General features: G+C 65.5%; 12 protein-coding genes. 2 read left to right on the forward strand and 10 right to left on the reverse strand.

The window, feature by feature from the left end; genetic code table 11:
- Window positions 1-4: 4 nt before the first annotated feature.
- The gene (locus XH87_RS35840; RefSeq protein ID WP_271590817.1) at window positions 5-334 is read left to right on the forward strand and encodes a cytochrome c; all 330 of its coding nucleotides are present in this window, start codon (window positions 5-7) and stop codon (window positions 332-334) included.
- 510 nt (window positions 335-844) lie between these two features.
- Here XH87_RS35840 and XH87_RS35845 read toward each other — a convergent pair.
- Both XH87_RS35845 and XH87_RS35850 read right to left on the reverse strand, forming a co-directional pair.
- The gene (locus XH87_RS35845) at window positions 845-1,864 is read right to left on the reverse strand and encodes a Na+-dependent transporter (RefSeq protein ID WP_271590818.1); all 1,020 of its coding nucleotides are present in this window, start codon (window positions 1,862-1,864) and stop codon (window positions 845-847) included.
- A 13-nt stretch (window positions 1,865-1,877) separates the two neighbouring features.
- Window positions 1,878-2,825: an alpha/beta hydrolase gene (locus tag XH87_RS35850; protein ID WP_271590819.1), complete on the reverse strand. Its 948-nt coding sequence runs from the start codon at window positions 2,823-2,825 to the stop codon at window positions 1,878-1,880.
- A 205-nt stretch (window positions 2,826-3,030) separates the two neighbouring features.
- On the opposite strand from XH87_RS35850, the gene XH87_RS35855 reads away from it, so the two are divergent.
- Window positions 3,031-4,065: a DUF2155 domain-containing protein gene (locus XH87_RS35855; protein WP_271590820.1), complete on the forward strand. Its 1,035-nt coding sequence runs from the start codon at window positions 3,031-3,033 to the stop codon at window positions 4,063-4,065.
- 12 nt (window positions 4,066-4,077) lie between these two features.
- Here XH87_RS35855 and aat read toward each other — a convergent pair whose 3' ends face one another.
- The 8 genes from aat to XH87_RS35895 all read right to left on the reverse strand — a co-directional run bounded on the left by aat (window position 4,078) and on the right by XH87_RS35895 (window position 11,493).
- A complete protein-coding gene (gene aat / locus XH87_RS35860; RefSeq protein WP_271590821.1) occupies window positions 4,078-4,758 on the reverse strand; it encodes a leucyl/phenylalanyl-tRNA--protein transferase in 681 nt (226 codons plus the stop codon).
- Window positions 4,759-4,819: 61 nt separating this feature from the next.
- Complete coding sequence (locus XH87_RS35865; RefSeq protein WP_271590822.1) at window positions 4,820-5,923, reverse strand: sensor histidine kinase; 1,104 nt, start codon at window positions 5,921-5,923, stop codon at window positions 4,820-4,822.
- Complete coding sequence (locus tag XH87_RS35870) at window positions 5,920-6,360, reverse strand: response regulator (protein WP_271590823.1); 441 nt, start codon at window positions 6,358-6,360, stop codon at window positions 5,920-5,922. Before XH87_RS35870 ends, XH87_RS35865 begins: the two co-directional genes overlap by 4 nt.
- The gene (locus XH87_RS35875; protein WP_271590824.1) at window positions 6,357-7,883 is read right to left on the reverse strand and encodes a sensor histidine kinase; all 1,527 of its coding nucleotides are present in this window, start codon (window positions 7,881-7,883) and stop codon (window positions 6,357-6,359) included. The genes XH87_RS35870 and XH87_RS35875 overlap by 4 nt, the downstream gene beginning before the upstream one ends.
- A 104-nt stretch (window positions 7,884-7,987) precedes the next feature.
- Window positions 7,988-9,346: an acetyl-CoA carboxylase biotin carboxylase subunit gene (accC, locus tag XH87_RS35880; protein ID WP_035703789.1), complete on the reverse strand. Its 1,359-nt coding sequence runs from the start codon at window positions 9,344-9,346 to the stop codon at window positions 7,988-7,990.
- A 79-nt stretch (window positions 9,347-9,425) separates the two neighbouring features.
- Window positions 9,426-9,914, reverse strand: coding sequence for an acetyl-CoA carboxylase biotin carboxyl carrier protein (accB, locus tag XH87_RS35885; RefSeq protein WP_035703787.1), 489 nt, complete (start codon window positions 9,912-9,914; stop codon window positions 9,426-9,428).
- Between the two features lie 35 nt (window positions 9,915-9,949).
- Complete coding sequence (gene aroQ / locus XH87_RS35890; RefSeq protein WP_271590825.1) at window positions 9,950-10,417, reverse strand: type II 3-dehydroquinate dehydratase; 468 nt, start codon at window positions 10,415-10,417, stop codon at window positions 9,950-9,952.
- A gap of 257 nt (window positions 10,418-10,674) precedes the next feature.
- Entirely contained in the window at window positions 10,675-11,493 is an 819-nt protein-coding gene (locus XH87_RS35895) for a DUF1236 domain-containing protein (protein ID WP_271590943.1), read from the reverse strand.
- Window positions 11,494-11,699 lie beyond the last annotated feature (206 nt).

Raw genomic sequence — 11,699 nt, forward strand, 5'->3', positions numbered from 1 at the left:
CACCATGCGTCACCTCATCTTCGTCATCGGCACCTCGTTCGCCGCTCTGCTGGCATCCTCGCCCGCGTGGCCGGCCCCCGCAATGACCTCCACGACCGTGGAGCTCCCGGCGGGCGACGCGCTCTTTCCCGGTGGACCCGAAGCGGATGCCATCAACAACAACTGCCTGGCGTGCCATTCGGCAGACATGGTGCTGAACCAGCCGGCCTTGCCCAAGTCCAGCTGGGAATCCGAGGTGCACAAGATGATCAAGGTCTATGGAGCTCCCGTCGAGGACAGCGACGTGCCCGCGATCGTCGACTATCTTGCCAAGGTCAAAGGAGGCGACCGGTGATGCTCGGCGCCGCTGACAAGTGGTACCGAATGGATGAGACCAAGACGTTCTTCCAAACCGAGCACCGCTGAACCGTCCGCCTATAGACTAGCGGGTCCGCCGCCGTCTCACCAGCCAGTACACGCCGTATCCAATCGCGAGAATGGGAAGGCCGGCACCCGCAATCGGTCCGGGGGCTCCCCTCGTATGGCCGGGCGCGTTGGAACAATTGCCCTTGCCGTTGCAAGCCGCGGCAGGTGGTGCGGTCGTCATCGCCAGAGTCAACGCAAGTGCCGCGGCGGAAAGAATACCCCAAGTGATCTTCATGGCTGCTCTCCCAGGTTGTGCTCCGCCGGGCCCACTAAATTAAAAGTATTAAATCATTTTATATTCTATTTAAAATTAACGCAATAACATAAGCTAAATGGCATTGTATCTAGATGTCGCACCTAGACCTTCTACGGGTTCACGGGGTGACGCCACGATCGTGGGACCGCCCCTCCGATTGCGCTCGAAGCAGACATTTCAGGATTATGAGTACTGTTTAGTCGTGCCATTTGCCGCCGCCCCGCTCGATGTATCTGCGCGCGCTGTCAAGCGCCGCGCGATCGGCATCAGCATGTACGGCGCAAGATGAATCGGGAACTGCGTCGTCGCGAAATAGAGCCATGTGGCGGGCGGCAATGCGCCGGCCGTCGCCGCCAGCATCAGGCCGAGATTGCGCTGTGACACCATCAGCCCGAGCGCCAGCGCGCGCTCGGTGCCGATGCGGCGGAACAGCAGCGTGGTGATCGCGAGCAGTGTGAAATAGATCGCGAAGGACAGCAGCGCGAGGCCGATGGTGAACATCGGCTGGCTCATCAGGTCGCTCGCGACATCTCCCATGACTGCCGATGCGAACACAAGCAGGATGATGATGTTGAAGCCGTCGATCGGCCGCTTCTGACGCTGGATCGCCTTCGCGCCGAAGATCCAGCGGATGACGGTCGCGGCCAGCAGCGATGCGGTGAGGATGCCGAGCAGTTTCAGGCCGAGCGTCGGCGGCGAGATGCTGAGCATGTCGCCGAGAAAGAGGCCCGCGAACAGCGAAGCGGTAAAGGGAACGAGCGCGGTCGAGGTCACCAGCGTGACCAGCACCAGCGTGGCATCGAGCCCCATCAGCGCAGCGAGGGCCGGCGAGGCCATCATCGGCGAGGCCATGCCCTGGAGCATCAGCGCGAGAGCGAGGCCGGGCGAGTGGCTCGTCAGCCCCGTTGCATGGGCGATCAATCCGACGATCAGCGGCACACCGATCGTGGTCCAGGCCGTGGCGGCCGCGACCAGCGCCGGCCGGCGCAAATGACCATACAGTGCCATGAGATCGACGCGCATGAAGGAGATGCAGAGCAGAAGGAAAATCGCCTCGGTGACGTAAGGGCGCAGGAGGGCGCCGAGCGGCGGCACCGCGACGGCGATGAAGGCGACGGCCGCCACCGCGCGGGTGCCTTGGCCGCCGAGCCAGGTCAGCCCGCGCAGGGGGAGTGCGAAGATGGGATGAAGAATGGACGGCATGCGGGACGGTGGGTCAGCCCAATCCCTTCAACCAAACGCCGATCTCGCTCACGGCGACGTTGGCCTGTCGCAACAGCTTGCCCATCGTGAAGAAGCCGTGGAACTGGCCGGGATAGTGCCTGTAAGTCACGGGCACGCCGGCCTGGCTCAGGCGCTCGGCATATTCGTCGCCTTCGTCGCGCAGCGGATCGGCGCCGGCGGTCAGCACATAGGCCGGCGGCAGGCCGGCCAGGTTTTGCGCGCGCGCCGGCGAGGCGCGCCAGTCGTGGATGTCGGCAGCGCCATTGAGATAATGGTCGCGGAACCAGCGGATCACCGAATGCGTCAGCAGCACGCTGGTCTCGGGTTCGCTGTGGGAGCGGTGCGTCATGGCGAAATCGGTTGCCGGATAGATCAACACCTGCCCCGCGATCGCGGGGCCGTTGCCGTCGCGGGCTGCAAGCGCCGCGACCGCGGCGAGATTGCCGCCGGCGCTGTCGCCGCCGATCGCAAGGCGCGAGGCGTCGATGCCGAGCTGGCGCGCATTTGCGGCGACCCATCTGGTCGCGGCGATCGCGTCATCGGCGGCGGCGGGAAACTTGTGCTCGGGCGCGAGGCGGTAGTCGACCGAGATCACGATCAGTGCACCTTGGGCCGCGAGCTGGCGGCAGACGACGTCGTGGGAGTCGAGATCGCCGATCACCCAGCCGCCGCCATGGAAGAATACCAGGGCCGGCGACAGGCCGTCGTGCCGGCGCAGCTGGTTCGGAACGTAGAGGCGGGCGGGGATCGTGCCGTGTGGCGCCGGGATTGCCAGTGGCGCGACGCGCGCCAGCTCCGGCGCGTCAGGATTGGTGGCAAAACGCGCCTGCGAATAATAGGCGCGTGCTTCGTCCGCGGTCAGCGTCTCGTAGGCGGGGCGGCCGGCCTCCTGGAAGGCCTTGTAGACGGCGGCGGCATCGGGATCGAGCACAACGGGCATGAAAGGGGGCCTTGGGATTTCCGGTTATCGTTGGATGTCATTTTCGGGGCGGGCGCCCGCCTGCGGCCCCGGGGAGGGCTCATGACTATCCCATCCGGGAGCTGGCCTGGCCAGACCGCGCCGGGAAGGGCAGGGATGCCGCCCTTCCCCCGCCGTATTCGCCGTGTTAACCGGAGGGCCTGCGAGCGGCGGTATCCCCTGTAGAATGTCCAACAAGCCCGATTCGCCGTTGAAGCCGCGCGAGATGTTTCGAACCTCCACCCTGACAGGCCTTGCGGCGCTTCTAGCCGCCACCGCACTCACGGTCGCGACGCCGGCTCAGGCGCAGATCGGCACGATCTTCTCCGATCCGCCGCCGCTGCGGCCGCCCGGCAATATTCCGCGCGGCCAGCCGCAGCCGCAGCAAATTCCGGAAGACGATGAAGAGGTGCCGGAGCTGCCGCCGCAGGGTCGCGTGCTGCCGTCGCGCCCGATGCTGCCGCCTCCAGGCCGCCAAGGTAATGTGATGCCGGGGCCGGTCGAGAGCCAGCCGCTGGCGCCGCCGCCGGGCTCCACCGTGGCGCCGCCAAACCAGCTGCCGTCCGCCGTGATCGCTCCGACCGGTCCGCAAGGCGCTCCAGGTGGGCCCGGTCAACGCCAGCCGCAGCAGAAGGGCGCGCCGGGCACGGTTCCGCAGACGCCGGCGAGCCTCCAGCCGGGCGACGAGGTCGTGACCGAGCCGCCGGCCCAGAAGATCGTGAACAAGAAGGCGACCTTCTCCGGCCTCGACAAGATCACCGGGCGCATCATCAATTTCGACGAGGAGATCGGCGAGACCGTCCAGTTCGGCGCGCTCAGGGTCAAGACTGACGCCTGCTACACGCGACCGGCGACCGAGGCGGCCAATACCGACGCCTTCGTCGAGGTCGACGAGATCACCTTGCAGGGCGAGGTGAAGCGTATCTTCTCGGGCTGGATGTATGCGGCAAGCCCGGGCCTGCACGGCGTCGAGCACCCGATCTACGACATCTGGCTGACCGACTGCAAAGAGCCGCAGCAGACCATTGCAACCGCGGCACCGGATCCTGCGACCAAGCCCCCACCTCCGCCGCCTGCGCAGAAGAAGGCCGCGCCGAAGCAGGTGCAGCAGCGTCCGCCGCAGCCTTTGCCGCCGATCCAGCAGCAACAACCGGCTCCGCCGCCTCCTCCCCCACCGGAGCAGCGGCCAGGTCTGTTCGGTATTCCAGGGTTCGGTCGCTAAGCCCGCTAGCGATTACTGCCGGGAGGCGATGATCTCGAGCGCGTGCGCGCCGGGGATTGCTTCGCCGGCGGAGAGCCTCAGGAAATCGCCGGGTTCGCCGGCCAGCGCCTGGTCGAGCAGCGCCGTATAGCGCCGCCGCGAAATCTCGACCGCGCCGAAGCTCTTCAAATGCTCGGTGACGTATTGGGTGTCGAGCAGCTCGAAGCCACCATAAATCAGCCGCGCGACCAGATGCACCAGTGCGACCTTCGAGGCATCGCGCGCGGTGTGGAACATGCTCTCGCCGAAGAAGGCCCGTCCGAGGCTCACGCCGTACAGCCCGCCGACGAGCTCGTCCCCCTGCCAGGCTTCGACGCTGTGGCAATGGCCGAGCTCGAAGAGGCCGCCATAGAGGTCGCGGATGCGCTTGTTGATCCAAGTGTCCTCGCGTCCGGCCTGCGGCGCGGCGCAGCCGGCGATCGTGGCCTTGAACGCGGTGTTGACGGTCACGCGAAACAGATCCGAACGCACGGTGCGCGCGAGCCGCGAGGCGACGCGGAAGCCGTCGAGCGGGATGACGCCGCGCAGCTCCGGCTCGACCCAGAACAGCGTGGGATCGTCGGCGCTTTCCGCCATCGGAAAGATGCCGCAGGCATAAGCGCGCAGCAGCACGGCCGGTGTGATTTCAGACGGGGCGGAGTCGCGCGAAGTCATGGCTTGCCATCATAGCAGGATCGCAATGCGGTTGCGATGGGTGGCGCGGCCGGGCGCGAGGTCAGCTCGCCGCGGCGGTGCTGGTCTTGCCGGGGGCTGCGGGCATGCGGCCGAACTTGAGCACGATCCGGGTTCCGGAATGCGCGGGATCGCGCTCGACCGAGGCGTCGAGCTTGGAGGCCATGGCCGCGACGATGCGCTGGCCCATGCCGGTGGAGCGCGGATCGGCCTTGACGTTGTCGCCGACGCCATCGTCGGTGATCGAGAGCAGGAGATCGTCGCCCTGCGAGACCAGCTCGACATGGATGGGGCCGGCGCCGTCGGGATAGGCGTATTTCACCGCGTTCATCACCAGCTCGTTGACGATGATGCCGACGGCGACCGCACGGTCCGGATCGATCTCGATCGGCTCGGCCTTCAGCGTCAGGCGCGACATCCGGTTGCCTTCGGCCGAGCGGCGGAGATCCTCGAGCAGCGAGTCCAGATACTGGTTCAGGACCACGCTTTTCAGGTCCTGCGAGGTGTAGAGGCGGCGGTGCACCTGCGCGACCGCGGCGACGCGGCCCATTGCATTGGTCAGCGCCGCCTTGACCTCATCCTGCGCGGCGGAGCTGGCCTGAAGGTGCAGCAGCGAGGCGATGATCTGGAGCGAATTGCCGACGCGGTGGTTGACCTCGCGCAGCAGGAGCTCGCGTTCGGCGGCGAGCGCCGCGTAGCGATCGCGCGAGGCGTGGATTTCGGCTTCGGCTTCCTCGCGTGCCCTCTGCAACGCGGCCTGGCGCAGTGCGCCGTCGGCGGCGACGTGGAGGAGCGGGATGAAGTCGCCCTGAACGTCCTTCACCAGATAGTCGGCCGCCCCCGCCTTCAGCGCGGTCACCGCGATGCTGGAATCCTGCGACGCGGTGACGAACACGACCGGCGGCGCGTCCGGGATCGCCATGATCTGCTCGAGCGTCTCCAGCCCGTCAAGGCCCGGCATGTACTGATCGAGTGCCACGACATCGATGCCGCCTTCGGCGGCCGCGCAGCGGATGCGCTCGAGACCTTGCTCGCCGCTCGCGGCATGAACGACCCGGTAGCCGCGTCGTGTCAGGCCGCGATCGACCAGGCGCGCCAGCGCGTCGTCGTCGTCGATATAGAGCAGTGTCGGCGTGCGCTGGTTCATGTGGCGGCGGGCGGGACCTGGATGACCGAGAAGAACAGGCCGAGCTGCCGAATGGCATTGGCGAAATTCTCGTAGTTGACGGGCTTGGTGATGTAGACGTTGCAGCCGAGCTCGTAGCAGCGCTTGATCTCCTGGGAATCGTCGGTGGTGGTCAGCACCACCACGGGCGAGGCCTTTAGATATTTGTTCTCCTTGATCTGCTTCAGGATGTCGATCCCGGTCATGTCGGGGAGATTGAGGTCGAGCAGGATCAGGAGCGCATTGCCCTTCTGCACGAGTCCGGAGCCGTCCGCGCCGAACAGATGCTTCATCGCGTCCGTGCCGTTCCGGAAGGAGACGATCTCGTTGTTGACGCCCGAGCGGCGGATGTTGCGTTCGATCAGGCGGGCGTGGCCCTCGTCGTCCTCGATCATGATGATGGTGACAGGCTGGGTCATCGATCTGCGTTCCGGTTGCTCACATTCCATGCGATCGGCAGCGTGATCGTGAAGGTGCTGCCAGCGTTCAGTTCCGATGATACCGACATGGTGCCGCCGAGGCGACGCACAAGTGCACGGACATGCGCAAGACCGATGCCCTGGCCGGGCTTGTCCTGGGTTCCCGCGCGCCGGAACAGCTCGAATATCCGCTGGTGATCCCTAGCGTCGATCCCGCGGCCGTTGTCGCTGATCTCGAAGATGGCGTAGCCGAGCTTGGTCCGCCCGCGGATTCTGATCTCGCCGGGCAAGCCGGGTTTGAGATATTTGATCGCGTTGTCGATCAGATTGGAGAATATCTGCTCGAATGCGAGACGGTCGCTCACGACGTCCGGCAGCGGCTCGAGGTGGATCTCGGCCTGTGCCTCGGCCGCCTGGTGCGCCAGCGTCGAGGCGATGGCCTCGATCAGCTCGCGCGTGTCGATCTTCACCGGCTGGAATTCGCGCCGGCCCTCGCGCGTGAGGTTGAGGATGGCCGAGATCAGCCGGTCCATCTTGGCGATCGACGTCTTTATGAAGGCGAGCGCTTCGGAAAAATCCTCCGAGAGCTGCTTGTCGGCGCCCTCGAGCACGATCTCGCCCGGCCCGGCCGGGGCCAGCGTCGCGCCCTCCGCAGGGACGCGTGCGAGGCTGCCGATACGGCGGAAGATATCGCCGCTGAGCTCTTCGAGCTCGCTGGTAAAGCCCATAATGTTGACCAGCGGCGAGCGCAGATCGTGGCTGACGATATAGGCAAAGCGCTGGATCTCGTCGTTGGCCTCGCGCAGGTCCGCCGTGCGCTCGTCGACGATGGCCTCCAGATTGAAGTTGGCGTCGCGCAGGCGCGCTTCAGCCTCGTCGCGGGCGCGAGCCGAGCGGCGTACCAGCCAGGCCGAGACGAGGGCCAGCAGCACGACGAGGCCCGAGCCGATGCCGGTCATCGATGCAGCGAGGGTCTGACTCCGGTCGGAGTTTGCCGTTCGGAGCCGGAACAGCCGTTCCTCCTCGCGGATCATCGCGTTGGCCTGGTTGCTGATCGTGGTCGTGGTGTTGCCGGCCGCGGCCTCGCGGACGAGCGCAGAGGCGTTGCCGGGTTGGCCCTCCTGCACGAACGTCATTTCGCGCGAGAACTGGTCGAGCCGGATCTCGATCGCCGCCCTCAGCTTCTCAATGCTGTCGCGTTGCGCCGGATTATCGCCGATCTGGCGCGCGAGCTTGTCGAGCGCCGGAACGATCGCCGCGACAGCCTTCTCATGATCCGACAGGAAATCCGGTCCCTGCGTCAGCAGGAAGCCGCGGGCGCCGCTTTCTGCGCGCCGGATCTCCAGCAGCAGGGTGTTGATCTGGTTCTCCACCTCGATGGTGTGAACCACCCATTTGCTGTCCTCACGCGCCTTGTTGACGAGGTAGACGGAGCCCGCACTGATCACGGTCAGCACCAAAAGGCCCGCCGCGAACAGCAGGATCTGCCAGAATGTGCGCCGTCGCTGGCCTTCAGCCGTCACGACGGTTCACCTGTCTGCGTTCAATGGAGTTCAAGACGCCCCCTTGGAACTGGCCCCAACCGTCCAGAACGCGATTGGGGCCAAAGGGTTCCACAAGGAGAAGATTATCTCGCTTCGGGTTCCGGCTTGCCGGCGAGGTACTGCTCCAGCCAATGGATGTGGTAGTCGCCGTTGATAATGTCGTCTTCGCGCACCAGTGCCCGGAACAGCGGCAGCGTGGTCTCGATGCCTTCGACCACCATCTCGTCCAGCGCCCGGCGCAGCCGCATCAGGCATTCGGCGCGGGTCTTGCCGTGCACGATCAGCTTGCCGACGAGCGAATCGTAATAGGGCGGGATCGAGTAGCCCTGATAGACGGCGGAATCGATCCGCACCCCGAGGCCGCCTGGCGGATGATATTGCAGGATCCGGCCGGGCGAGGGACGGAAGGTCTGCGGATTCTCGGCGTTGATGCGGCACTCGATCGCATGGCCGATGACCTGGACTTCGTCCTGCTTGGCCGGCAGGTCGCCGCCGGCGGCGATGCGGATCTGCTCCAGCACGAGGTCGATGTCGGTGATGCTCTCGGTGACGGGATGTTCGACCTGGATGCGGGTGTTCATCTCGATGAAGTAGAACTCGCCGTCCTCGTACAGGAACTCGATGGTGCCGACGCCGAGATATTTCATCTCGCGCATCGCTTTGGCGCAGGTCTCGCCGATCTTGGCCCGCGCCGCGGCGGACAGCACCGGCGAGGGGCCTTCCTCCCAGACCTTCTGGTGCCGGCGCTGCAGCGAGCAGTCGCGCTCACCGAGATGGATCGCGCCGCCGCGGCCGTCGCCGAGGATCTGGATCTCGATGTGGCGCGGCTTCTGGAGGTATTTTTCCAGGTAGACCGAAGCATCGCCAAAGGCGGACCTGGCCTCGTTGGCCGCCGTCGACAGCGCCAGCTGGAGGTCGGCCTCGCTGTGCGCGACCTTCATGCCGCGGCCGCCGCCGCCGGCCGCCGCCTTGACCAGCACCGGGAAGCCGATCTTCCTGGCGATCGCCATCGCGTCGTCATCGGGACCGACCGCGCCATCGGAGCCGGGCACCACGGGGATGCCGAGACGCTTGGCGGTCTTCTTGGCCTCGATCTTGTCGCCCATCAGGCGGATGTGCTCCGCCTTGGGACCGATGAAATGCAGATTGTGCTCGGCAAGGATTTCCGCAAAGCGCGCGTTCTCGGAGAGGAAGCCGTAGCCGGGATGCACGGCATCGGCGCCGGTGATCTCGCAGGCTGCGAGCAGCGCGGGCACGTTGAGATAGCTGTCCTTGGACGACGGCGGCCCGATGCACACGCTCTCGTCCGACAGGCGCACATGCATGGCATCGGCGTCGGCGGTGGAGTGCACGGCGACGGTCGCGATCCCGAGCTCCTTGCAGGCCCTGAGGATGCGAAGGGCGATCTCGCCGCGATTGGCTATGAGGATCTTATCGAACATGGTGCCTCAGGGGCGAATGGGGAATAGCGAATGGCGAATAGGAGGAGCAGCTATTCGCTACTCGCTATTCGCCACTCCCTCACTCGATGATGACGAGCGGCTCGCCGTACTCGACCGGCTGGCCGTCCTCGACCAGGATCTGCGTCACCGTGCCGGCGCGCGGCGAGGGGATCTGGTTCATCGTCTTCATCGCTTCGATGATCAGCAGCGTCTGGCCGACCGAGACCTTGGTGCCGACGTCGATGAACGGTTTTGCGCCCGGCTCCGGCGCCCAATAGGCGGTGCCGACCATCGGCGAGGTCACGGCGCCGGGATGCTTCGACAGGTCGGCCGCGGCAGTTGCGGGCGCGACGGCGCTTGCTGCCACCGGAAGGGCGGCGGGAGCGGCCGCGACCGGCATGGTCGCGGCAACGCTGATGTTGCGGGCGACGCGCAGGCGCAGCCCCGCACGCTCGATCTCGATCTCGGTCAGGCTGGTTTCATCGAGCAGCAAGGCAAGCTCGCGAACGAGCGCGGAATCCTCGCTGGAGAACTTTGCGGCTGCTTTGTCGTCTGGCTGGCGCGCCATGTTGTTTGATCCGAATGTTCTGTTGGAAGGGAGCGTCAGGCGTTGGGCTTGATGCCGAGCTTGGCGGCAAGGCCCTGGATGGCGAGGCGGTAGCCCTCGATGCCGAAACCGCAGAGCGATGCGAAGGCCGCGCGTGCGGTGTAGGAATGGTGACGAAAGCTCTCGCGGGCGTGGACGTTGGTCACGTGCACTTCGACCGCGGGAATCTGCACCGCGAGCAGAGCGTCGTGGAGCGCGATCGAGGTGTGTGAATAGCCGCCGGCATTGATGATGATGCCCTTCATCTTGCGTCGATGCGCCTCGTGGATGAAGTCGATCAGTTCGCCTTCGCGGTTGGACTGCCGGCAATCGGCCTTCAGGCCGAACGTCGCCGCCGTCTCCCGGCACAGCGCCTCGACGTCGGCCAGCGTCGCATGGCCATACTTATCGGGCTCGCGCGTCCCCAGCATGTTGAGGTTCGGCCCGTTCAGGACGAGGATCGTGTCGGTTGCAGGTTCTGCCATTCCAATCCCGGAAGAGGTGCTTCGGCGTGGCGGGGGTTATAGGTAACAAAGCGCGTGAGGGGAAGCCTCGAAGGGCCTCAGGGGCGGGTTCAAGCACCTCATCCAGTGCGCAAAAACCTGTGCGGAAACTACGGAAATTGCTTGTTAACCAGTCCGAACCATGGCTGCGGGCCGCGGCCCCGACCGAGACCGGCTCATAGGCCAAAAGCCCCTGCCGATCTCTCGGCAGGGGCTCCTTGTGTGGCCAGCGAAGCGGCTTAGCCCTCGATGATGTAGACGATCTCGCGCGTCTGCGGACGGACGATCACGTACTGACCGTGGACGAAGATCACGTCATAGCCACGCCACTCCGGGTAGATCTCCACGATCCGGGGCGGAAGCGGATGGACTCGGACGGAGGCCGGGATCGCGGTGCCGACCGAGATATTGAAGTTGACGTTCGTCGTCTCCTGGATCTTGGCCGACTTGATCGCCGTCGAGATTTCAGCCCGCTTTTCGGCCGGCGGAGCGGAAGCGGTCGCCGAGGCGGTGCCGGTCGTGGTCTGGGACTTGTCGGTCGCAGCCGGACGGTTTTCGGCATTGTTGCTCTTGGCGGCGCCGCCGGCCTTGCTGTCCTCGGCCTTCATGTCCTTGGCTGACTTGGCGGAGTCAGACTTGATCGTCGAGTCCGAGCTCATGCTCTTCGACTTGTCCTGCGCACCCTGGGCGTGCTCACCCTTCATACCGGCCTTCTCATCAGCCGCGTCCTTGTGCATCGTGCCGGACTTTTCCATCCCGCCGGACTTTTCCGCTGCGCCGGATTTCTCCATCATGCCGGGCGACTTGTTCTCAGCCGCTCCGCCAGACTTCATGGCGCCGCCGGCCTGGCCGACGGTGCTCTTGTCATGGCTCATGGAGTCGCGCCCCATCGCGCCGCCGCGCTCGGCGGCGCCGCCGGAAGACTGCGAGTGTTGCATCTGCTGCGAGCCACCGGCGCCGCCACCGCTGTCGCGGCCCGTGGTGCCCTGTGCGTTCGCCAGACCGGTGCCCGCGACGAGTGCGACTGCGGCAACCGAGATCATAAAGCGGTTCAACATCGAAATTCTCCTCACGTGTTTCTTTGCGTCATTGCCCGCGCCGACAACGAAAGGAGATTTGAGTTGTTCCGGAACTTCGTCTGTTCCGCGGCATTTGTTTGTTGAACGCTGGATGAATGACTTTGCACGAAGACGCCAATGTTGGGCGCGCGAAAAAAAAGGCCGGCTCTTCAGCCGGCCCTTGTGCATGCACGAGTTGCGAACGG

The sequence above is a fragment of the Bradyrhizobium sp. CCBAU 53415 genome (assembly GCF_028128735.1).
In the GTDB taxonomy this organism is placed as follows: Bacteria; Pseudomonadota; Alphaproteobacteria; order Rhizobiales; family Xanthobacteraceae; genus Bradyrhizobium.

What these genes read in the sequence shown, in the direction of transcription:
- XH87_RS35840 (WP_271590817.1), top strand. Translation starts at nt 5, where the DNA reads ATGCGTCACCTCATCTTCGTCATCGGCACCTCGTTCGCCGCTCTGCTG.
- XH87_RS35845 (WP_271590818.1), bottom strand. Translation starts at nt 1,864, where the DNA reads ATGCCGTCCATTCTTCATCCCATCTTCGCACTCCCCCTGCGCGGGCTG.
- XH87_RS35850 (WP_271590819.1), bottom strand. Translation starts at nt 2,825, where the DNA reads ATGCCCGTTGTGCTCGATCCCGATGCCGCCGCCGTCTACAAGGCCTTC.
- XH87_RS35855 (WP_271590820.1), top strand. Translation starts at nt 3,031, where the DNA reads ATGTCCAACAAGCCCGATTCGCCGTTGAAGCCGCGCGAGATGTTTCGA.
- aat (WP_271590821.1), bottom strand. Translation starts at nt 4,758, where the DNA reads ATGACTTCGCGCGACTCCGCCCCGTCTGAAATCACACCGGCCGTGCTG.
- XH87_RS35865 (WP_271590822.1), bottom strand. Translation starts at nt 5,923, where the DNA reads ATGAACCAGCGCACGCCGACACTGCTCTATATCGACGACGACGACGCG.
- XH87_RS35870 (WP_271590823.1), bottom strand. Translation starts at nt 6,360, where the DNA reads ATGACCCAGCCTGTCACCATCATCATGATCGAGGACGACGAGGGCCAC.
- accC (WP_035703789.1), bottom strand. Translation starts at nt 9,346, where the DNA reads ATGTTCGATAAGATCCTCATAGCCAATCGCGGCGAGATCGCCCTTCGC.
- accB (WP_035703787.1), bottom strand. Translation starts at nt 9,914, where the DNA reads ATGGCGCGCCAGCCAGACGACAAAGCAGCCGCAAAGTTCTCCAGCGAG.
- aroQ (WP_271590825.1), bottom strand. Translation starts at nt 10,417, where the DNA reads ATGGCAGAACCTGCAACCGACACGATCCTCGTCCTGAACGGGCCGAAC.
- XH87_RS35895 (WP_271590943.1), bottom strand. Translation starts at nt 11,493, where the DNA reads ATGTTGAACCGCTTTATGATCTCGGTTGCCGCAGTCGCACTCGTCGCG.